The sequence below is a fragment of the Levilactobacillus humaensis genome, assembly GCF_024345185.1.
GTDB classification, from domain to species: Bacteria; Bacillota; Bacilli; order Lactobacillales; family Lactobacillaceae; genus Levilactobacillus; species Levilactobacillus humaensis.
In genome coordinates, this window is the sequence record NZ_BROB01000002.1 from 47,458 (window position 1) to 69,195 (window position 21,738).

The 21,738-nt window shown below is 52.0% G+C and carries 16 protein-coding genes; 5 read left to right on the forward strand and 11 right to left on the reverse strand.

Going from position 1 to position 21,738, the window contains the following annotated elements; genetic code table 11:
• Window positions 1-388: 388 nt before the first annotated feature.
• Entirely contained in the window at window positions 389-1,657 is a 1,269-nt protein-coding gene (locus tag OCU14_RS00795) for a D-alanyl-D-alanine carboxypeptidase family protein (protein WP_261809352.1), read from the reverse strand.
• 215 nt (window positions 1,658-1,872) lie between these two features.
• On the opposite strand from OCU14_RS00795, the gene OCU14_RS00800 reads away from it, so the two are divergent.
• The 3 genes from OCU14_RS00800 (at window position 1,873) to OCU14_RS00810 (ending at window position 6,104) form a co-directional block, all read left to right on the forward strand.
• A complete protein-coding gene (locus OCU14_RS00800) occupies window positions 1,873-2,313 on the forward strand; it encodes a CopY/TcrY family copper transport repressor (RefSeq protein ID WP_261809353.1) in 441 nt (146 codons plus the stop codon).
• A 43-nt stretch (window positions 2,314-2,356) separates the two neighbouring features.
• A complete protein-coding gene (locus tag OCU14_RS00805; protein WP_373875058.1) occupies window positions 2,357-4,468 on the forward strand; it encodes a heavy metal translocating P-type ATPase in 2,112 nt (703 codons plus the stop codon).
• A gap of 439 nt (window positions 4,469-4,907) precedes the next feature.
• Window positions 4,908-6,104 (forward strand): hypothetical protein, encoded by a 1,197-nt coding sequence (locus tag OCU14_RS00810; RefSeq protein WP_261809354.1) that lies wholly within the window; start codon window positions 4,908-4,910, stop codon window positions 6,102-6,104.
• Window positions 6,105-6,179: 75 nt separating this feature from the next.
• On the opposite strand, the gene OCU14_RS00815 is transcribed toward OCU14_RS00810, so the two are convergent.
• From OCU14_RS00815 to OCU14_RS00830, 4 genes are all read right to left on the reverse strand, one after another.
• Entirely contained in the window at window positions 6,180-7,121 is a 942-nt protein-coding gene (locus OCU14_RS00815; RefSeq protein ID WP_373875057.1) for a DMT family transporter, read from the reverse strand.
• 404 nt (window positions 7,122-7,525) lie between these two features.
• Window positions 7,526-8,524 (reverse strand): GW dipeptide domain-containing protein, encoded by a 999-nt coding sequence (locus tag OCU14_RS00820; protein WP_261809355.1) that lies wholly within the window; start codon window positions 8,522-8,524, stop codon window positions 7,526-7,528.
• Between the two features lie 352 nt (window positions 8,525-8,876).
• On the reverse strand, window positions 8,877-9,884 hold the full coding sequence (locus OCU14_RS00825; RefSeq protein WP_261809356.1) for a hypothetical protein: 1,008 nt from the start codon (window positions 9,882-9,884) through the stop codon (window positions 8,877-8,879).
• Between the two features lie 49 nt (window positions 9,885-9,933).
• A complete protein-coding gene (locus tag OCU14_RS00830; protein WP_261809357.1) occupies window positions 9,934-11,355 on the reverse strand; it encodes a C69 family dipeptidase in 1,422 nt (473 codons plus the stop codon).
• A gap of 225 nt (window positions 11,356-11,580) precedes the next feature.
• On the opposite strand from OCU14_RS00830, the gene OCU14_RS00835 reads away from it, so the two are divergent.
• Complete coding sequence (locus OCU14_RS00835; protein ID WP_261809358.1) at window positions 11,581-11,919, forward strand: ASCH domain-containing protein; 339 nt, start codon at window positions 11,581-11,583, stop codon at window positions 11,917-11,919.
• Window positions 11,920-12,108: 189 nt separating this feature from the next.
• Here OCU14_RS00835 and OCU14_RS00840 read toward each other — a convergent pair whose 3' ends face one another.
• Complete coding sequence (locus OCU14_RS00840) at window positions 12,109-14,856, reverse strand: HAD-IC family P-type ATPase (RefSeq protein ID WP_261809359.1); 2,748 nt, start codon at window positions 14,854-14,856, stop codon at window positions 12,109-12,111.
• Window positions 14,857-15,130: 274 nt separating this feature from the next.
• On the opposite strand from OCU14_RS00840, the gene OCU14_RS00845 reads away from it, so the two are divergent.
• Window positions 15,131-16,120 carry a zinc-binding dehydrogenase gene (locus tag OCU14_RS00845; protein ID WP_261809360.1) on the forward strand — a complete coding sequence of 330 codons (990 nt, stop codon included), beginning with the start codon at window positions 15,131-15,133 and terminating at the stop codon, window positions 16,118-16,120.
• Between the two features lie 416 nt (window positions 16,121-16,536).
• Here the strand turns inward: OCU14_RS00845 and OCU14_RS00850 are convergent, their stop codons facing one another.
• The 5 genes from OCU14_RS00850 to OCU14_RS00870 all read right to left on the reverse strand — a co-directional run bounded on the left by OCU14_RS00850 (window position 16,537) and on the right by OCU14_RS00870 (window position 21,526).
• Complete coding sequence (locus OCU14_RS00850) at window positions 16,537-18,093, reverse strand: bifunctional metallophosphatase/5'-nucleotidase (RefSeq protein ID WP_261809361.1); 1,557 nt, start codon at window positions 18,091-18,093, stop codon at window positions 16,537-16,539.
• Complete coding sequence (phnE, locus tag OCU14_RS00855) at window positions 18,093-18,914, reverse strand: phosphonate ABC transporter, permease protein PhnE (protein ID WP_261809414.1); 822 nt, start codon at window positions 18,912-18,914, stop codon at window positions 18,093-18,095. The genes OCU14_RS00850 and phnE (OCU14_RS00855) overlap by 1 nt, the downstream gene beginning before the upstream one ends.
• Before the next feature lie 7 nt (window positions 18,915-18,921).
• A complete protein-coding gene (gene phnE / locus OCU14_RS00860; protein WP_261809362.1) occupies window positions 18,922-19,716 on the reverse strand; it encodes a phosphonate ABC transporter, permease protein PhnE in 795 nt (264 codons plus the stop codon).
• A gap of 11 nt (window positions 19,717-19,727) precedes the next feature.
• Window positions 19,728-20,480: a phosphonate ABC transporter ATP-binding protein gene (gene phnC / locus OCU14_RS00865; RefSeq protein WP_261809363.1), complete on the reverse strand. Its 753-nt coding sequence runs from the start codon at window positions 20,478-20,480 to the stop codon at window positions 19,728-19,730.
• Between the two features lie 92 nt (window positions 20,481-20,572).
• Window positions 20,573-21,526: a phosphate/phosphite/phosphonate ABC transporter substrate-binding protein gene (locus tag OCU14_RS00870; protein ID WP_261809364.1), complete on the reverse strand. Its 954-nt coding sequence runs from the start codon at window positions 21,524-21,526 to the stop codon at window positions 20,573-20,575.
• Window positions 21,527-21,738: the final 212 nt, after the last annotated feature.

The following is a 21,738-nucleotide window of genomic DNA, read 5'->3' on the forward strand; positions in this document are numbered from 1 at the left end:
CGGTCTAACATCACCGCCACGGCTGGCTCCATCCCTGGCCTCCTCCGGCTATGTTGGTGCTTTCTGGCAACGTTGTTGGAAGCATGGTGACTTTTGCTTAGCATGCGTAACCTACAATTAATCTATTCAATTTTACTTTTGGGGCCATGACAACCATCATGGTCCCTTTTCATTTACGTGGTCGAAACGTGTGCCCAAGGGCAGCTGGCTCCGCTTAACCCCGCTAAGAAAATCATCCAAGCCCGGGATGATTCTCTTAGCGACGTTAATGCTCGACGACTAAGCGCCCTCCGGCACACTCTTTATACATTGTCCTAACTAGCCGAAAAAAGCCCCGGAGTCTTTACCCTCCGGGGCTTTCGTTTACACTAAATGTTGTGCACGGTTGCTATTTGGCTGTTGCACGCTGCATTGGGGTGACCAGCACTTGGATTAACTGATCCGCCTGGTGTTTGGCAGCGAAGACGGCGCGTTCTGCGAAGACCGTCGCCGCTTCCTGGGCCTTGTAAGTCACCAGTTGCTTGGCACCAGTCTGGGTGTCCGTCACCGTGGCCTGTGCCACCGGATCACCGGCCCCCACCGTTCCTCGACTAAGTTGGATCGGGGTGAGCTTGGTTTCGACCTTCGTTGTCAGAGCCGCGGTCTTGTCCTGGTACCAGACGCCGGCCTGTGACGCGGTTGGTTGGGCCGTCACTTTGGTGGCTAAGCCATTAGATAGGGAGATCGTTTGACTGGACAGCGGTGTCGTCTCCAATTGGTAGCTTGCCTTCAGTTGTTTGATGAGTTTGTTCATCGCGGAGAACGTGGTGTCCCCACCGAGAATCGTGGCGACCATCCGTTGACCGTCAACCGTATAGGTCGCGGTGAAGCACAACTTGGCATTCTCCGTGAAACCAGTCTTCAAACCATCGATCTGACTTTCCTTCTTATACTGGCTCTTCCCTGGCAGACAGCTATTTTCGTTAAAGATCTTGGTGCCGTTGATGCTATCCTGAGTCTTGCTGGCAATCTGTGTGATCGTCGGATCGGCCTTCAGGAGTTGCTGGGCCACGATCGAAATGGCTTTGGCGGACACCAGATTCTCTTCCGATTTGCCGGTATCTGGTAACACGAGGTTGTAGTCCTTTAGGTCGGTGTTGTCTAACCCGGAGGAGCTAATGAAGTGGGCCTCTAGTCCCCAATCTTCACTCTGTTGGTTCATCTGCGCGACAAACTTGGCGTTGCTCCCGGCAACGTATTCCCCCAAGGCAGTCGCGGCACTATTCGATGAGGCAATCATGGCGGCCGCCACTAATTGACGTACCGTGAACTGTTCCCCCGACTTCATGCGAAGGGACGAATAGGCATAGCTGTGGCTCAACTTAATAAGGTTACTAGCCATCGGGACCTGATCGTCCCAACCAATCTTACCGTCGTTAATTGCCTGGACGGTGAGATACACCGTTAGTAACTTTGATAGCGAAGCAATCGGGTAGCGTTTGTCCGCATTCTGTTGGTAAAGAACCTGGCCACTCGTGGCGTCCATCACGTAAGCCGCTCTGGCCGGGACCTTACTGACCTTTGTTGTGGCCGCTTTGACCGGCAGACCCGGTGCTAAGATCAGCGCAATCATTCCGCTAATCACACCCAATCGCAACCATCGTTTCAACCCACTCACCAGCACATTCGCTCCTTTCGTAACGCAAACTTTTTATCCATTATACAAATTGTACCAAGGGATGGGGGGCTTCGTGGGAATCTTGCCCAAATTTTAAAGACTTATTATTCGATTTGTAATCTGCTCGACATCTTTTTCTTGACACTCCACGTTTACAGTTGTAAACTCAATTTATCGATTGAGGATTACATTTGTAAACAAAGGAGAGAGCGAGAATGGCAACCACTGAATTAACCGCCACCATCACCGACGCCGAATGGCGCGTGATGCGCATCGTCTGGACACTGGGTCAGGCCGACAGCCACACCATCATTGACCTACTGGTTCGCCAGCACGACTGGAAACCCGCCACGATTAAGACCTTGATTGGCCGCCTGGTCAAAAAGGGCGCCTTGGGAACGACCAAGGATGGCCGGCAGTACATCTATCATCCCCTGATTGCCGAACAAGCCGCCATGGATACGGCGCTTGCGACCGAGCTCAATCAGATGTGTGCGATGTGCCGCGGCAAGGCTTTCGTCCACGCGATTGACGAGACGGAGCTTAGCCAAGATGACATCCAAACCTTAATTAGCCACTTACAAAAGAAGTTAACGACGGCACCTACCGCAGTCTCCTGCGATTGTTTGCCAGCCGATTACGAAGGGAGCTGTTAGTATGAACGAATCAGAACGACACTTGGGCATGACCCACATGAATATGGACCACGATATGAAAGACATGGACCACAGCCAGATGGACCATATGGACATGAACAGCCAGGATATGGAACACCACGACATGAGTAACATGGACATGAGCCACATGGATATGGACATGGGTGACGGTCATATGATGCACATGGGAAACTTGAAACGGAAGTTCTGGGTCTCACTTATTCTGACTATTCCCGTCATTCTGATGTCTCCGATGATGGGCGTGACGCTTCCCTTCCAACTCGTTTTTCCTGGGAGTGACTGGATCGTTGCCATCCTCGGCACCATCCTCTTCTTCTATGGCGGGATGCCCTTCTTCAGTGGGGCTAAGGCCGAACTTCAAATGAAGCGGCCGGCCATGATGACGTTGATCGCCATGGGGATCGGGGTAGCCTACGTTTACAGTATCTACGCCGTGATCGCCAACAACCTCTTCCACGTCACCCCGACCGTCAACAACTTCTTCTGGGAACTCTCAACCTTGATTGTCATCATGCTGTTGGGTCACTGGATTGAAATGAACACGGTCATGAGTGCCGGGTCCGCCGTTGAAGCATTGGGTAAACTCCTCCCACAGGAAGCCCACGTGATCGACGAAAATGGCAAGACCACCGATGTTCAACTCAGTGATCTGCAAGTTGGTCAACTGGTTGCTGTCCGTGCTGGGGAACAAATCCCAGCCGATGCGACAATTATTTCAGGTGAGTCCGACGTCAACGAATCCCTCGTTACCGGGGAATCCAAGGCCGTCAAGAAAGCCACTGGCGATACCGTTATCGGGGGTTCTGTCAACGGAACGGGCACCTTTACCGCTAAGGTCACAGGAACTGGCGAGACCGGTTACTTGGCCCAGGTCATGAAGCTCATCAGTGACGCTAAGCACTCCAAGTCCAAGTCAGAAAACCTTGCCGACAAGGTTGCCGGCTGGTTATTCTACGCCGCCCTCTTCGTGGGGATTCTGGCCTTCATCGTATGGCTTACCGTGGCGAACCTCGCCGTGGCCTTACCAGTGGCCGTCGCCGTCTTCGTTATCGCATGTCCTCACGCCTTAGGGCTAGCCGTTCCTCTGGTGGTTTCACGGAGTACCGCGATCGCCGCTCAAAACGGACTGTTGATCCGGAACCGTAACGCCATGGAACAAGTTAACCAAATCAAGTATGCCCTGATGGACAAGACTGGCACGCTGACGATGGGTGAATTCAAGGTTAACCACTTGGTTAGTCTCAGTGATGACCTCAGCGACAACGACGTCTTGGCCTTAATGGCTGGATTGGAAAACGGATCAAGTCACCCCTTAGCTACCGGGATTTTAACCGCTGCTAAGACGCAGAATGTGACGTTCACTGGTGCCTCTGACACCCACCAAGAAACTGGGATGGGGCAATTTGGGACTATCGCTGGCACCACTTATGGCGTCGTCGCCGTTAACTACCTGGAACAACATCAGTTAGCTTACGACCACGACCAATTCACAGAATTTGCCGCCGAAGGGAACTCGATCAGTTACCTCGTCGCTGGTGACCGAGTGCTCGGGCTCGTTGCTCAGGGTGACCAAATCAAGCCTGCCGCAAAGCAGCTAATTGCCTCTCTCAAGCACCAAGGGATCACGCCAGTTATGTTGACTGGTGATAACCAGGAAACGGCCAACAAGGTGGCTTCCAACATCGGGATTGATGATGTTCAAGCCCGCCTGTTGCCTGAAGACAAGGAACGTTTGGTTCAGGAATACCAGCAAAAGGGGAAGGTTCTCTTCATTGGGGATGGGGTTAACGATGCCCCTAGCCTGACCCGTGCTGACATTGGGATTGCCATTGGATCTGGGACCGATGTGGCCATTGAATCCGCCGACATCATTCTCGTTTCCAGCGATCCAGCCGATGTCATTCAGTTCTTAGACTTGGCCCGGGCAACACGGCGTAAGATGACCGAAAACCTCTGGTGGGGTGCCGGTTACAACTTAATCGCCATTCCACTGGCCGCCGGGGTCTTGGCACCTGTTGGTTTCATGTTGGACCCAATGGTCGGTGCCGTTATCATGTCCTTGAGTACCATTATCGTGGCGATTAACGCCATGACATTGCGGATTAAGACTGTTAAGGACGTTGCTCAAGACTAGCATTGGGTTAATTGATTTAAAGATGTAGAAGGCCGCCTGCGGCTGCCAGGGATTACGCCTGCTGTGGGGACGCTTCAGCCCGGGGACCAGGCTTCTCGCTCGATTTGAAGCCTCACCAAAAGCGCGAGTCTTCAAAGTCGCCCGTGATGTAAGGCCGAGAAAATCGCTCGGTCTTACATCACCGCCACGGCTGGCTCCATCCCTGGCCTCCTCCGGCTCACACTGACGGTCAATGCTAGTCAGTAGTCGTTGGGTGAACAATATCCGCAACCTAATTAAAATCAAATTCAAGAGACACAACCATCGATGAAACTCGACATGGTTGTGTCTCTTTTAATTTGCTATCAGTCTCACACAGAATCAACTTGTCTACCGTCATGCAAAGGCTTACAATTTAATTAGGAGTCCAATACATTCGGGGATTAGAGGAGGCTATTTTATGTTAAAACTAGGAATCAAAGTAGTTGCCGCGCTGGCGCTATTCGTTGGTGGCGGTATACTCACCACGACCACCGCTCAGGCATCTGCCTACAAGATTACGTCAAGTGAGGATATCACACCAACACCTTATTACTTAACGAACTATACTAAGACACGGTATGCCTGGGATAAGACGCACACAAAGAAAATGACGGTGTTAAAATACATTTTTCCAGATAGATCTGTTTATGTTGTTCAAAAACTCACGATCAACCATAACGGCAAAGATGTTGACTACTTCCACATTAGAAATGAATATGGCGGAGAGATTGGTTATGTCACAACACAAGGCTTCAGAAAGGGATTCAACCCAAAGGGCGATGAGGATTTACCCTATATTGCGCCAAGTCCAGCTCGAAAGCCTTACCGTCAGATGATTAATCCAACTACCAAAAAAGAGTTTGCCAAAGCTGCTAAGCAGATCGGTGACTATCATTTCTACAAGACTACAAAGAAAATGACCTTCAATATCCACTTCACTGCCTACACGGGGAACGGAACCATTAAGCTTCCAATAACCCTACCTGCCGGAACAGTTCTCAAAGGAGGACCTTTCTACAATAGCCTCTCCTTCAATGGTGAATTGCTGAATCAAAAAATTCTCAGTCCAGGTTACCGCGAAGGATTATGGATACGAGACGGCAACATCAGCACTTCCAGCCGATCGAAAAAGAAAAACTTTAAACGTGTTAAGCGCCCAGCCTACTTCCCTAAGAACAAAAGCGAAGGTGACTTCTATTCTGGTGGTATGACCGCCATGCAATACAGGGGCTCGCTTCTCTCCAAGCAGTCGGTTCAAATCACCACTGATGGATACGTTGAAGTCCGTCAAAACAATCCTAAAGACGATGCGATTGTCTACAGTTCTAAGCCGGCAACCTCCGTTAAAATCAAACGGACGCGCATCAAGGGCCACACCCGTTATCTTTACTTGGCTAACAAGCTGAAGGGCTTTAAGACCACAAAAGTTCGTTACAAGGGTAAACATCAATACCGACTAGCGTTGACTAACCTCCAAGACACTTATGAAACCCCACCGTATGAGATGGAAGCCGATGGCGAGAGCTACATAGTGCCATCAGATTATTATGGCGTCATGCATCTTGGAGGAAAAACCTTCTATACCCCTTATGGACAAGTTCCTTATGATGATTAATTTGGATTAGAATCAAAGAGCCGTAGCCCCTGCTGACTTGTCAGCTAGCGCTACGACTCTTTTTTAATTTAAGTTTTAATCCGTCCGCCAACGACGGAAAAGATTGAGAATCTTCTGCGCGTTGATGGAAAGAATCATGACGGCGATGATAATCAAGGAGCCCCCCACCAGATCGAAACCAGTGAGTTGGACATTCAGGAAAATCACGGAGAACACCGTGGCCGACAAGGGTTCGAAGGCATCTAGCAAGCTGGCCGTCGTTGGGAGAATGTATCCCAGGGCGTGCGCAAACATCAGGAATGGGAAGATCGTCCCAAACAGCACGATAAAAGCAATCAGACCCACTTCTTGCCACGTCAGCGTCACGGGAACCAACCACAGGGGACCAAACACATTCAGGCAGATACCGGCCAAAAATAGGCCCCACCCGGTCACGTTAATTGCTCCAAATTTCGGTAATAATGGCCGTGGCAATAGGGTGTTCGTGGCGACCCCAATCGCCGACAACCCACCCCAGAAAAGGACAACGGGTGAGATTGCCAGGCTATTTAAGTGCCCATGGGTCACAATCAAAAATGTCCCCACAAAGGCAATCACCATGCCAATCCCTTCGGCGCGGGATGGCTTGGTATGTTTGAATAAGAAGTAATAAATGCTAATAATAAAGGGTCCAAGGAACTGAATGATCGTGGCGATCGGTGCACTCCCGAATTTAACGGCTTCAAAGTAACACCATTGAACCGGCACCAATCCCAACAGGCCGTAGCTGATGACGCGCATACTGGTCGACCGTTGCTTAAAAATCTCAAACGGATGCGTTCCAATGATGAGGCCCATGATCAGGAGGATCAACCCGGCCGTAATCATTCGAACCTGAGTCAACCACAGCGGGGTCACATGGGCATTTAAGATAAACAGGGTACTCGCGGCAACCCCGGAGACGCCCCATAACATGCAGGCCACACTAGCCAACAGGACGCCACGTAGATGATGTTGTTGGGTTACCACGTCCGCCACCGCCCAACTTCCATTCCGATCATAATCATTTTCATATTCCTCTCGTTTTCAAAGTTCACATGCGAGATCCATTATAACAAACCTCGCGGGGAAACCCACGGGCTCCCGCCAAATCTTCATGAGAATATAATTTACAAGAGTAATTATCATCGCTAACCAAAACAAAAAGGCCTCCGATAACCCGGAAGCCCCACAAACCCAGCCACGAATACGATCACAGCAACAATTGATGGTAGTCGCCCGACATATCCGTTTTATAAACTGCTGAGTATGAGTGTCAGGAGGCAAATCCTCCCCTAACTCTGACGCCTATTTTACCCTATGACCGAATGACTGATCGCGTGCTATCACCCGGTTTGCTTGGCGAATAAATTAAAGGCCAACATAACTTCAGGGCTAATTGATCATGCATAGGCTACGCTCGAAACGGTCGAAGAAACCTTGCCAGTTGCCGTGACAGTGATCACATAGTCATCAACATAACCGTCCATCCATACAAGTCGGCTGAAAGTTACCTTGCTTTTCGGCGTGGCAAAATCTTTGACCTGGGTCTTGGTGCCATCCCCCAGTCGATGGAGCTTCTTAACCGCCAGACCATCCTTGAAATCAATCGTGGTGGTCTCACTCCACTCATCCACGATAACCACGCGTTGGACCGCACCATCCCGTTTGGCCACGCCAACTCTGAGATTGCGCTTCCGATTGACTACCGTGGTCTTGGTCGTCGTGTCCGGCAAATCACGGGCTAACTCACGCTTCAGCGGGTCGGAATAGGTACCCCGGTACACCGCATCTGCTGGCAACCAGCCGATCTCCTGTCCCTTAGCCGTCTTAAAGTTCAAGTAGCGGTGGTGGGTCACCGTCGTCAGTGTTTGAAACGCATAGATCGTCTGGTAGGCCAAGTCTCTCCCGTATTCGACAGCACTCGTGTTACCCACGGTTCCCGCTGGCATATCCCAGAAGTCTTGATCTTGGTTTGGCAACCAGTAAGCTGTCTTCTTCATGGTCGTATATGATTGAATTTTCTTATGCGAACGTAGCTTACTGAGCAGAACGTAGCCACTATTCAGATGGCTCCATACCACACCGCGACCCACCGATCCATGTTGTAGCGGTATCTGATCACTTTGTCTGAGTTTACCGTAGCGCTTGCCCTTAATCCGCACCACTTTGGTTAGCGTCCAAGTCCGCTTGATACTCTTGTTCTTCCCCAGATACTTGCTATACGGGTGACTGGCCCGAGGATAGCTGTAGACCTTGGTATTTTTGGCCTTGAAGGTCATAATCCGGTCGATAGGATATGGCGCCAACTTGACGCGCTTGGCGGCCTGAGCCGTGGTCACGCCACCCCCTCCGATAACTAATCCCATCGCCACAATCAATCCTAACTTCATGACTCGCATCTCTGACGCGCCCTCTCCTGGATGATCCTCAAGCTAACTCTTGATGGGGACTATCGATTCATTGTATTAATTATAATTTTATTATACTACTATTCGAATGATTACGTTCAATCACTCGGATCTGAGAGGTGACGGTTATGAGGCGGGCAACACTTTTTTGAAAATGTGTAGACTAAAAGAGAGGCCTTGCCGATTGGCATGCCTCCCTGAGTTGCTTTGAATTTACATTGTCGAAACGTGTGAAGAAGGGCAGTCGACTCCGCTTAACCCCGCTAAGAAAATCATCCAAGACCGGGATGATTCTCTTAGCGACGTTAATGCTCGACGACTAAGCGCCCTTTTTCACACTCTTCTATGCCATCCACCCGCCGACGTCAACGAAGCTCACCTTACCGGCCGGCGTAACCGTAACTTGATAGACAATCCCTTGAATATCAAAGTTAGCGCGGGCCTTAAAGGTCAGATTTGTGTCATCTGTTGGCGTCAACGAGGCGACCTCTTTGACCGCACCAGTGGCGGTTCGAGTCGTCCGCGTGGTCACGCGACCAGCCTTGAAATCATAGATGATCGTCTGGCTGTTCTGCTTTAACAGAACGACGCGTTGGACGACACCGTCCTTGACGGCAACGCCCACCTTCACGTGACCCTTCTTATCAATGGTCGTAGTGGTCGTGGTCGTTCCTGTCAGATCGCGAGTTAACTCACGGTTGAGCAAGTTGGGATAGGTGCCTTTGTTGAGCGCCGTTGTTGGTAACCAGCCAGCTGCCTTACCCGCCGCTGTTTCCAGGTACAGGTATTGCTTCTTACTGGTCGTGGTCAACGACTGAATCGCGTACAACGTCTGGTAACCATAGGTGCTCCCGTAGTGCAAAGCAACCGTAGTTCCCAGCGTATTGGCTGGCATGTTCCAGAAGTCATGCGTCGCGGTTGGCGCCCAGTAGGCCGTCTTCTGAAGAGACTTGAGTTGACTGATCTTTTCGTGCGCCTTCAGTTTGTTCAGGGCGACGTAACCCCCGACTAATTTGGTTGAAGCTGACTTTGCGCCGATCACAATCGTCCCGTGGGACAGCGGTTTGGCACTCACCAGGGCTAAACGCACGTAGCGTTTCCCCTTGACCGTCACGACCTTGGTGGCCGTCCACCGTTTCGTGGTACTCTTGGCCTTACCTAAGGCGTGTTGGCCCTGAGCCGCGGCCTTGGACGTCCGGTAAACCGGGGTGTCCTTGGTCTTAAACGTTAAGATTCGTTGCACGGGATACGCGGGTAATTTCACCCGACTAGCGGCCTGAGCCACCGTGACACTGGTTCCCACGGTCAGCCCCAGGACAGCGGCTACCGTTAACTTTAACCATCTCTGCATAGTCTCCTCCTCCGAAACGCAAACGACTTTTTCTAATTCTGACGATAGCTTAGAGGTTCTGGCCCTTTTCCCAAGCCGTCTTCGATAAGTTCAACCCATGCTTGACCAGTTCATCAAACAACGCGTGGGTCCGCTTGGAAATTTCACCGGCGGTCTCCGCATTACTCCGGGTCAAGAATGCCGTGACGTCACTACCAACGGCGGCATCAGTCGCTGCGACCCGTGAACGGGCGTATGACTGACAGCCTTCGCGGAAGGCGTTGACACTCTCTACGTATTCATGGAAGTGTGGTTCGATGATGACAGATAAGGTCTTATTCAACCAGTAAACGTTGTTGACGTCGACCGAAGTCGTCGTGTTCTGGTAATCCACTGGGGTGTCATTGATGTTGGTAAAGAATGGCACATAAGGCGCATAGGCAAAGAAGCCCATGGCAATCCATTGAATTGCCGCGTGATCGGCATCGACGTCATTTCTAATCTGTAGGATTGAGGAACATTGATTCCGGTCCATGGCGATTGGCCGGTACTTCCGTTGATCATTAGCGGAACCAGAGGCGTAGGTGCCAAATGGATCGTATGGCGTGCCGTTATAGTGAGAAGACAGGAAAAATTGCACGTCTTCGATGGCAATCTTCTTCGCTGGCTTCCGCGTAAATGGCATGTCTTGATCGGTGGGTTCTTGGTCGGTAATCTCTGGATTAAAGAGCGTTTGCCCATACCAAGTCCGTGGCGTGTTGTAGTACGCGTCATCCTCACCATGGGTTCCAAAGATTTCGCGGAAGTTAAAGCTTCCTGGCGTTGGATTCAGGTGGTTCTTTTCGACAAAATCAACCAGGTCAGTGGCGACCAGGAAGTTGTCGGTATCGGTCAGATCAACCTCTTGCATCAACGTCTGGTTAGGCGCGATGGCATAGGTATCTTCGGGAAGCCGCATGGCTGCCCAATGATGCCCACCGGCCGTTTCCAAATACCAGATTTCGTCGTGATCGTTGAAGGCGATGCTGTTACTTTCACCGGTCCCATACTTTTCCAGTAAGGCGCCCAAACGTTGGGCCCCTTCCTTGGCCGTCTTGATGTACGGCAGAACCAAGGTCACCATTGCTTCTTCATTGATCCCATCGTTAACTAAGGGATCGTAGCCCAAGACCCGGGCATTCGTCGCCGTCGTTTCGGTCGCACTCATCCCGACATTTAGTTCATTAATGCCGGCTTCTTCATACTGGCCGTCGCTTTGATCAGCTTGCGGAGTTCCCGTATACCGATAGGCATGGTCGGGTAAGGGTACCGTCACATCGGTTACAGCCGACGTAAACGTTGCCTGCGTCTGATCCGTGGCTGGATGCACCACAAATTTGATTGGGTTGACTGGCCCATACCCATCCTCATTACGCGCAACAATCGTGGAGCCATCCATACTAGCGGCTTTCCCCACTAAAATCTCGGTACAATCGGAACTCTTTTTCTTCACAGTGCTCCGCCTCCTTTGCTTTAAGTATAGGATTATCGGGTGCTAAGAGCCAGCGTATTTTGTAAAATAGTCACAAATGTTGCCGGTGCCGATCGTGATAGTCCTGAATACTTAGCGGCTACGTTTAGAATGATCGGTGACCTAACAGCAGTTGCACTGGAATCCCGATGTATCTATACTGAATCTAATTCTAAAATTAACCCCAATTCAAGGAGGTAAAACCGCATGACCACGACGCAAATGAAACTCGCGGCCGACCAATTCGACCTTATGGCAGCCGGCACCAAAACCATTGAAATTCGCCTCCATGATCCCAAACGCCAGGCCATTCGGGTCGGCGATGTGATTCGCTTCGTTAATCTCGCCGATGCCAGACGGGTTCTGGAAAAACAAGTCCGTGGCTATCGGTTATTCCCAACCTTTGCGGCCCTCTATCAAGCCTATTCTCCAGTTAGCGTGGGAAGTCAGCCGATGGACAGTGTGGACCAGATGGTACAGGCAACCTATACGATTTATACGCCGGAACAGGAACGCCGGTGGGGTGTGATGGCGATTGAATTTTGACTGGCTTGCACGCAAAAAGAGAGGGACTGTGGTGATTGCCACGGTCCCTCTCTTCTTTGAATTTATATGGTCGAAACGTGTGACAGCGGGCAGCTGGCTCCGCTTAAGCCTGATAACCACCTAATCCAAGTGCGGGATTAGGTGGTTATCAGGCTTAATGCTCACCGACTACCGCCCGCTGTCACACTCTTAAATATTTCGTTGTTCTCTCTGAACAATACTATTATCCAACCGATGGCGAATTGCCTTGGCAATTTCCGTCACGATGAGGACGACTGCCCCCGCCATGATTGGGATTCCCCAACCATAGTGGAAGTTAACCGACGTGGTGTGGAAGACACTCTGCATGGCTGGCCAGTAAATAATGCCGGCCTGTAGAACCAACAGAATGGCCACAATCACGAAGCTCATCTTGTTGCGGAAGAAGTACTTCGACAGAACCGGGTGATCATTTTGCAAGTTGAAGAGGTAGAAGACCTTCCCGAAGATGATGACGTTTAACGTCATGGTACTGCCGATGACGGCCGACAATCCTTGGGACGTCAGGAGGTCGTAGGCAAACATCCCCAGCCCTGAAATCAGGAGGGAGACGTAGGCCACCTCAAACATATCAAGCTTCGATAAAATCCCGCGGGTGACATCTCGGGGCCCCCGCTTCATGATCCCACTCTCGGCAGGCTCGAAGATAAAGGCGAACTGGATCGTCAAGGCGGACACCATGTTAATCCACAACAGTTGTGTTGGGAACAGTGGCAGCTCTTGATCCATCAGGATACTGAGGACCACGATTAGCCCTTCGGCAAAACTAGTTGGCAAGAGGAATCGAATCGTTTTACGAATGTTATCGAAGACGTGGCGACCCTCACGGACGGCCCCCAGGATCGAGGTGAAGTCATCATCGGCCAGCACCATATCGGCGGAGTCCTTGGCGACGTCGGTTCCCCGAATCCCCATGGCGACCCCAATATCGGCTTGCTTCAAGGCAGGCGCATCGTTGACCCCGTCACCGGTCATGGAAACCACATGACCCCGCTGTTGCTGCGCCTTCACGATCCGTAATTTATCGGCGGGGGTGGTCCGGGCAAACACCGTGTACTGGTCAATCTTAGCGGCCAATTCGTCGTCACTCAATTGTGCCAACTCAGGTCCGGTAATGGCCTTCGCCTTTTCGGACAGGTTCAACTGCTGGGCAATTGCGGCCGCGGTCTCGGGGTCATCCCCCGTGATCATCTTAACCTTGATTCCGGCATAGCGGAGTTGCTTAACGGCATCCGCCACCCCAGGACGTGGGGGATCAATGATCCCCGCCATCCCGGCCAGATGGAAGTTCTGCCCGATAGGCAGGTCATCCACTTCATCGGCGTCGGCTGCCACAGGTTGATACCCTAAGGCGACAACCCGTTTCCCCTGTTGCGTCAACTGAGAAATCCGCGCTTGCCAGGCGTCTTGATCGACGGTCTGGCCTTGATCAGTCATCAAACGCATCAGGGTTTGTGGCGCCCCCTTAACCAGCAAATACCGTTGGTCACGGTGGTCTACCAGTCGTGCAGAATAACGAATGGCCGAATCGAATGGCAATGAGTCAATCTCCTGGGGTGCGGGATCGGTGCCGACTAGCTTGTGGTACAGCGCGGTCAAGGCCCCATCGGTTGGCTCTCCGGTCAGAACCCACTGCCCATCTTCCTCATGGAACTGGGCGTCGGAGGTCTGGCCGGCAATCTGAACCAACCACTCGAGGTCGGTATCGTCACGCCAGGCCACCGTCTGGCCTTCGTCATTTTCAACCTGGCCGGTCGCGTCGTACCCGACACCGGAAACGGTGTAGGTGTCAGCGGCGGTCAGCACATCCGTCACGGTCATTTCATTTTTCGTCAACGTCCCGGTCTTGTCGGTGTTAACAATGTCGACGGCCCCAAGAGTTTCCACGGCGGGTAACGTCTTCACAATCACATTCTGCTTGGTCATCGCCTGCGTTCCCATGGCCAGGACCACCGACGTACTAGCCGGCAGACCTTCGGGCATCGAGCCCACCACCATCGTAATCACGGCAATCAACAAGGTTGGTAGGCTGTAAACGTGGGTAATCATCCCCAGGATAAAGAGCAAGACTGCCGCCACCAAGATGGCAATCGACAGACCAAGCCCCAAGCCATTGAGGTTCTGCATTAGAGGTGTTTGTTGTTGCTTAACTTCGGCCACGTTCTGTTGGATATGACCGATCTCGGTGTCGGCACCCGTCACCGTCACAATACCTCGGCCGGACCCACTGGTCACGGCCGTCGAGGCGAAGGCCTGGTTCGACCGTTCGGCCAGCGCTAGATTAGCGTCGGGTAAGGGATCCTCGCCCTTGTTGACCGAGTCGGTTTCCCCAGTTAGCGCAGATTCCTGAATCTTCAGGTTATCTGCATCGATCAGCCGCAGGTCGGCAGGCACGGTATCCCCTGCCTCCAGCTGGACGATATCTCCCTTCACCAATTCACGGGAAGGTAGCGTGATCTTCTGACCATCGCGAAAGACGACGGCCTCGGAGACCAGCAGGGCCTTAATTTTATCGAGGGCGTTATCCGCCGATTTTTCTTGGAAGTAACCGATAAAGGCGTTCGCGATAATCACCAGTCCGATAACGATTGAGTCGGAGTAGTGGTGCATGAAGAAGGTGAGCAAGGCGGCACCCGCCAGGATATAGATGATACTGTTGTTGAACTGTTTCAAGAAACGTAAGAGGTTCGATTGTTTCTTAGCGGTCAACTCGTTAGGCCCGTCCGCACGCAGTCTTTGCTGCGCCTCGTCGGTCGTGAGCCCGGCATCCCTATCGGTAGCGAATTCGGTTAACAGATCTGATGTTGATTTTTGCCAAAGCGACTCCTGACTGGGTCCAGGGTCGGTGGTTTCAGTTTCGGTGGTCGTGGTGACAGTTGCTTCTGTTTCTTGTGCCATGTAATGGGGTCATCCTTTCTTAGATGAAATAAATTTAGCGGTCAGGAATTGGGAGTGCAATCAAACGGTCGTGCAAGACGTCCACCTCCAGTTTTAATGTTAAGTTAATTAATTCTACCAAGGTTTTTAAACAATTGCACCCAATTAGCGGGTAATGCAATCTAAATTTAACATATAGACGTAACCAATAGGGGTGCTAACCAAATGAATGGCTTTCCCTTTCGGCGTGCTTCCCCTAAGATAGAACTAACTCTAAAGAATAGGACTGATTGCGATGCAAGCATGGACAATTATGGGACACGGTCCTCACGACCTTGACGATGTCCGGCAATTAGAAATTGCCACCCCCACTCCGGGACCTGGTGAACTGCTCATCCAGGTGGGCGCGGTAGGTCTGAACCCAGCCGACTACAAGGTCATTGAGAATGGCACCTGGAATGACCCGCACGTCATCGGCATGGATGCTGCGGGTATTGTGGCGGGACTTGGTCGCGGCGTCACCGACTTTACTGTGGGTGATCGGGTCTTCTATCACGGTGATCTCCGCCGAGCTGGGAGCCTGGCCACCTACACGATCACCACGAGTCAAAGTGTGGCCCACCTGCCGGTCAACGTCAGTCTGGATGCGGCCGCTGCGAGTCTATGCGGCACCCTGACAGCCTACCAGGCCTTGCACCGCAAGGCGAACTTGACCACCGCTAAAAGTGTGTTGATTCACGCTGGGGGCGGTGCCGTCGGGCTGGCCGCCTTACAATTTGCCCACCAACTTGGCCTCCAAACGATCACAACCACCTCTGACCGTAAGCGCGCTCTAGTTGAACGCGTCGGGGCAGACGTCATCATTGACTATCATCAAACTGATGTCACCCAGGCTGTCTTGGCTGCCACCAACGGCCGTGGTGTCGACGTCAGCCTCAATACGCTCGGAGGTGAGACCATAGCTGAAGATGTCGTCAGAATGGCCTACAACGGCCAAATTATCGCCATTGGCGACGGGATGCCGGCCCACTTCGACTTCGACGCCCGGGCCCTGAGCCTGAGTCGTTCCGGGTTGGGTGGCGTCTACCGTTCCGCGGATCCCGTGGGTATCCACGATCTGGCCGTCATGGCGACCGCAGTTGGCAAACAACTGGCTAGCGGCACGCTTGATCCGGTAATTGGAGCCACCCTGTCCTTTAACCAGGCTGTCATTGGGTTAAAGCATCTGAAGCATGACGAAAACCTGGGGAAATTGGTGGTTCATGTGGATAGTTCGCTTAAATAATTAGAAACGCTAAAAAGGCCGCCTGCGGCTGCCAGGGATTACGCCTGCTGTGGGGACGCTTCAGCCCTTTGGGCTTCTCGCTCGATTTGAAGCCCCGCCAAGAACGCGAGTCTCCAAAGTCGCCCGTACTGTAAGGCCGAGAAAAACACTCGGTCTAACAGTACCGCCACGGCTGGCTCCATCCCTGACCTCCTCCGGCTATGATTGTTTTTATCCATTATGATTAGCTCCCAATAATCATCACTAGTCACTTCTGATCAAATGCGTCGATCACTTACCAAACTCATACTGTTTCCAAAATTTTTGATCTTCATTGACGTAAACTGATCTTAATGCCATCTGGCCTAACTAAAAACAGCACCAGCTACTTGGACCTCAGTCCACCTAGCTGGTGCTGTTTTCTTCCGGTGCGGGTCTCATGCCCGAACCTGGAAGTTAGTTTGCGGTTTGCCCGTAACCACGGGATGGTGCTCAAAGTAATCTAGAATGAGGGCCACCATGTCCACGTTAATTTCACGAACAATCTTGTTGGCAGCAAACATTGGGTAGTCGCCACCCCCGTTGCCACGGTACTGGTTCACCGCGATCAGGAGCTCCTGATCAGGCTGAACTGGTTGGCCATGGTAACTGAGGTCTACCACCCGGTGCCCGATCGGCTGGTGAAGATCGAAGGTGTAGTCAATCCCGCTGTAAACATCGTAATTATAGAGTTGTAGCTTCGGATAAATGAAAGCTGGATTGACCTTCACCGTTGACCCCTCGCAGGTAAAGAAGCTGGCGCTCCGTTCCAATGCCGCCTTGAGCGCTGATCCCGTCAGACGCTCGACGACCAAGGTGTTGGGATAACCATAGCTATTTAACAGTTGGCGCATAGTGACGTGGGTCCCTAACCCCCGCACGTCATCGTTAAATAGACTGGTCAAGGCAATATCCGTTTGACTGGCCGCCATGGCAACCTCGTTGACAAACTGAAGATACGGATGCCCGTGGAGGCGCGCATCAAACGAATCGGTCACGGCCAGACTGGCACCAGTCACTTGTCCGATCGGCTGGTCCAACCAGGTCTGTACGGCGGCTTCGGTATCCGCCGTTAGGGCCTGGAGGGCCAGCTTAGGAGTTGCTTGGGCCGTCGACAACAACTCCGCGCGGTGCGCAACCACCTGATGGTGCGCGTCAAGTTCCAGGTCGATCAAGCCCACGGCAACGCCCTTTTCACCGGGTTGGGTAACCGGAACGTCATGGTAAACGCCAGCAATCTCGCGATGTTGATGTCCCGTGATCAAGGCATCGATTCCGGGAACTGCCGTCATGAGCTGGTATCCCTCATTTTCTCCGGTCAATCGTTCCGTCGGATCCCCTGTCTGTGGATCGGCCTCTAGACCCCCATGATAGGCCACGACAACCACATCGGCCAACTCACGTAGGCGTGGTACCCAATGCTGCGCAGTCGTCAGCGCCGACGCAAACGTCAGGCCCTCAATATGTGCCGCCGTCTCCCACATGGGAATATAGGCGGTAGTCAGACCCAGGATGGCAATCTTTACGCCACCCCGTTCTAGAATGGTGTACGGCGCATCGACAATCCCCGTCCGTTGACCCCCCTGGATATTCGCACCAAGCAACGGATACTGGCGCGCGGCCTCACAGGACCGTAAGTAGGGCAACCCGTAGTTGAACTCGTGATTGCCTAGCACGCCAGCATCGTACGCCATGGCCGAACTTAATTGCGTAAAGAGATCGTGGGGAGCATCGTCGTGTTTGGCGATGTACGTCGCAAACGGCGACCCCTGAATCCAGTCCCCATTTTCAATCGTGAGAACAATATCATCTGGATCGGCTTCTTGCCGCACCGTGTCAATGACCGTGGCGGCCTTCAAAAATCCGAAGGCCCGCTGGTCGTCAGGCGTGCTGTACCCGGTGGGATACACGTAGCCATGAACATCACTGGTCGATAAAATCTTGAGGTGCGTCATTAGATCAGCCTCTTTCTCAGCTGTTCTGACAAGGTATCAATCAGGAGCACCATGACCACGATCCCTAACAGAATAATCCCAACTCGAGACCAAGCCCGTGTCTGAATGGCAAAGATCATTGGGGTCCCGATACCACCGGCACCCACCATCCCCAAGATGGAGGCAGACCGCACGGCGATTTCAAACCGATAGAGCGTGTAGGAAATGAATTCGGGCATGATCGTGGGAATCGTCGCCAGCATGAAGACCTGGGGACTATTGCCCCCGGCACTCACGATGGCTTCTTCAGCTCCCCGATCCATGTTTTCGATGGCTTCACTGAACAGTTTACCCAGCATCCCAATGGAGTGAATACTGACGGCCAGAACCCCGGCGTAAGAACCCGGACCCACGGCCTTAATGAACATGATAGCCAACACAATTTCTGGAAAAGTTCGAATCAAGGTCAGGACAATCTTCCCACTGCCAGAACGCAGGTGGCCCCACTCGTGTTCACCCCGAGCGGCCCAGAAGGCAAAGGGCACACTGATCAGGGCCGACACGAAAGTCCCCAATAACGCGATAGCTAGCGTCTGGATAATCAGTGAAACCAAATCTTCGCCGCTACCGTTGTAGACGTAGGCCCAGTCCGGGTTGACCAACCCGTGGACGATGGACTTCGAGACGGACCCAGCGGATTCCTGTAACCCGGTGAAATGGAGCCCGGTAATTGCCCAGGTATAAACACCGGCAACCAGAATCAGCCAAATGAGCCAACTCCAACGCCGCCAAGGGTTTAAGTGGACGGGCTTCTCTGGTTTATTTGTCATTGTCGTTTGCATATTCATCTTAGAGTAAGACCCTCCTTAAATGATTGCTGACCCCGTCGATCACCATGACCACAACCAGCATGGCCAGAATGATCACGGCCGTCTTGTTATAGTCGAATTCACTCAGTGACCGTTGTAAGAAGACCCCGATCCCCCCGGCACCCAAGTACCCCAGGACGGTCGATGCCCGCACGTTGATTTCCAACGTGTAGAGAAAGTAACTTACGAATTGATTCATGATTTGTGGGAGCACGGCGTACCAAATGATGGTAACCTTGCTAGCACCAACGGATTCCATGGCTTCCAGCGGCCCCATATCGATGGTTTCGATGACCTCGTAGAAGAGCTTGGAGATCATCCCAAAGGAGAAGATGGCCAAGGTGATGACCCCGGCGGTCGACCCAATCCCAAAGATAGCGACGAAGATGGCCGCTAACAATAGGTCAGGTAACGTTCGCACCAAGTCCAAAATCAGACGAATGATGCCGCGTAACCACTGATTGTGGACCAAGTTGCTGGCCGCCAAAACCGCGAATGGTACGGCGAAGACGGTCCCAATGGTCGTCCCCAGAATTGCCATTTGAATGGTTTCATAGAGGGGTTGGATGATGATTGGCACGTAGGACCAAGCTGGCTGAGACATCCGAACCAAGAGATTGGTGAATTGGTCGAAGTTGCTAAAGAACATCCCCACGTCGACCCCCGTCATCTTGGAAGACCCCACGAGCAAGGCTACCAAGAGGGCCGTCCAGCCCACGCCCTTCACGTGCCAGCGTTGGCTCCATGAACGTTGCGGAATTTCCGGTGTTGTCATTTTGCCACCTCCTAGGCTGTCTGGTAGATCTTCGTCAGGTCCGCCTCGGTGACGTCGGCGATCTCTTTGTCATAGACCACAGCACCGGCGCGCAAGCCCACGATGCGGTCCGCGTATTGCCGAGCCAAGGCCACCGAGTGCAAGTTCACAATAACGGTGATGCCGTCTTCTTGATTCAAACGCTTCAAGATATCCATCACGGTCTGGGTGGTCAGTGGATCCAGTGAGGCCACCGGTTCATCGGCCAGGATAACCTTGGGATCTTGCATCAGCGTTCGGGCAATGGCCACCCGTTGTTGCTGACCGCCGGACAATTCGTCAGCCCGTGTGTAGAGCTTTTCGGTCAAATTGACCCGTTCCAAGGCGCGAATAGCCCGGTCCTTATCGGCGGCACTGAAGAGGTTCAAGACACTCTTCCAAGTCGGGTAGTAGCTCACCCGTCCCGACAAGACGTTGCGTTGCACCGTCGAGCGCTTAATCAGATTGAAGTCTTGGAAAATCATGCCGATCTTACGTCGTAGCAACCGCAATGATTGGCCTTTGTAACTGCTGATTGGTTCGTCTTCGATGGTAATCTCGCCGGATGAAATCTCATGCATCCGGTTAATGGTGCGGAGTAACGTACTCTTCCCGGCTCCTGACAACCCGACGACCACCAAGAATTCTCCGCGGGGAATATCAAAGTTAATGTCTTTCAAACCCACGGTTCCGTTGTTATAAATTTTATTCACGTTCTTGAAAGAAATGATTGGTTGTTGATCCATTATTCTGATCCCCCTATAAAAAAGTAGCAGAGGCGCTTGCTATGTGCCGCCCCCCGCTACTTTCTGTCGTTATTGCCTAATTGTCGACGTGCTTACTTGTCGAGCTTTTCTGCTTGCTTGTCGTATTTCCGAATGATATCGAAGTTGCTGTCCTTGGAATCAGCGTAACCTTCGTGAGAGTAGACACTTGAAATGATGTCATGACCCTTCTTGGTCTTGGCAATTTCCTTGAAGGCTGCCGCAATCTTCTTCTGCCACTTGTCCGTCATGTCCCCACGAACCGTAATCGTATCGTTAGGAATCTTGCCCGTCGTGTAGATTGGGACAACGTCCTGCATGATATTCTTTTGGTCCTTCATGACTAACTTACGTGCCCCTTGGAAGACGAAGGCAGCGTCCGTGTTCTTGTTGTAAACGGATAAGACCCCTTGGTCATGACCCTTCACTTGAACCGTCTTGATGCCGTCCTTGTTGACGTTAACGCCGTGTTCCAGCATTTCAACGGCTGGGTAAATCCACCCGGCAGTCGACGTCGTGTCTTGCACGGCAATCTTCTTGCCCTTCAGATCCTTGATAGACTTAATCCCGCTATCCTTGCGAACCAAGATTTGTGACCGGTAGTAACTCACGAGTTGCTTCGTGGCTTGGTCGTTAGGTTCCTTAATCCCGAAACGTTGGGCCTGTAAGATGACCTTGTCACCATACTGTTTGTGCGCCAACACGTATGCATCAGGCGGTAAGAAGCCGACATCCACCTTCTTGGACCCCATGGCCTCAACGATGGTGTTGTAGTCGGTAGAAACACTAACCGTCACTGGAATCCCTAATTGCTTCTTCAGCAATCCTTCCAATGGCTTGGCTTTAGCCTCGATCGTTCCCGCGTTAGATGATGGCACGAATTCTACCGTCAACTTCTTGGGGGTAAATCCCTTAGAACTAGAAGAACTGGTCGAGCTGGTCGACTTGCCACACCCTACCAAAGTAACTGGTAAGGCCAGTAATGCCGTCATGACTAAGAGCCATTTAACCTTGTTTCTCAGATGCATCAAGCTCACTCCTCAGATATGTAGTTGGTGTTCAATAACCACTCCCAATGATAGCAAGTATCCAAACTTTTGCAACCATTTTTCGGAAAATGCTTCGTCATCAAAATAATTATTAGAAGTGAAATCGTTAATTAACGGCAAGTAAACCGTAAAACCTGAACGATATATAAAATTATTAATAAAAGAATCCGGGCCACACAACGATTAGCCCC

What these genes read in the sequence shown, in the direction of transcription:
- OCU14_RS00800 (WP_261809353.1), top strand. Translation starts at nt 1,873, where the DNA reads ATGGCAACCACTGAATTAACCGCCACCATCACCGACGCCGAATGGCGC.
- phnE (WP_261809362.1), bottom strand. Translation starts at nt 19,716, where the DNA reads ATGACAACACCGGAAATTCCGCAACGTTCATGGAGCCAACGCTGGCAC.
- OCU14_RS00850 (WP_261809361.1), bottom strand. Translation starts at nt 18,093, where the DNA reads ATGACGCACCTCAAGATTTTATCGACCAGTGATGTTCATGGCTACGTG.
- OCU14_RS00810 (WP_261809354.1), top strand. Translation starts at nt 4,908, where the DNA reads ATGTTAAAACTAGGAATCAAAGTAGTTGCCGCGCTGGCGCTATTCGTT.
- OCU14_RS00825 (WP_261809356.1), bottom strand. Translation starts at nt 9,884, where the DNA reads ATGCAGAGATGGTTAAAGTTAACGGTAGCCGCTGTCCTGGGGCTGACC.
- OCU14_RS00820 (WP_261809355.1), bottom strand. Translation starts at nt 8,524, where the DNA reads ATGCGAGTCATGAAGTTAGGATTGATTGTGGCGATGGGATTAGTTATC.
- OCU14_RS00805 (WP_373875058.1), top strand. Translation starts at nt 2,357, where the DNA reads ATGGACCACGATATGAAAGACATGGACCACAGCCAGATGGACCATATG.
- OCU14_RS00845 (WP_261809360.1), top strand. Translation starts at nt 15,131, where the DNA reads ATGCAAGCATGGACAATTATGGGACACGGTCCTCACGACCTTGACGAT.
- OCU14_RS00840 (WP_261809359.1), bottom strand. Translation starts at nt 14,856, where the DNA reads ATGGCACAAGAAACAGAAGCAACTGTCACCACGACCACCGAAACTGAA.
- phnE (WP_261809414.1), bottom strand. Translation starts at nt 18,914, where the DNA reads ATGCAAACGACAATGACAAATAAACCAGAGAAGCCCGTCCACTTAAAC.
- OCU14_RS00870 (WP_261809364.1), bottom strand. Translation starts at nt 21,526, where the DNA reads ATGCATCTGAGAAACAAGGTTAAATGGCTCTTAGTCATGACGGCATTA.
- OCU14_RS00835 (WP_261809358.1), top strand. Translation starts at nt 11,581, where the DNA reads ATGACCACGACGCAAATGAAACTCGCGGCCGACCAATTCGACCTTATG.
- phnC (WP_261809363.1), bottom strand. Translation starts at nt 20,480, where the DNA reads ATGGATCAACAACCAATCATTTCTTTCAAGAACGTGAATAAAATTTAT.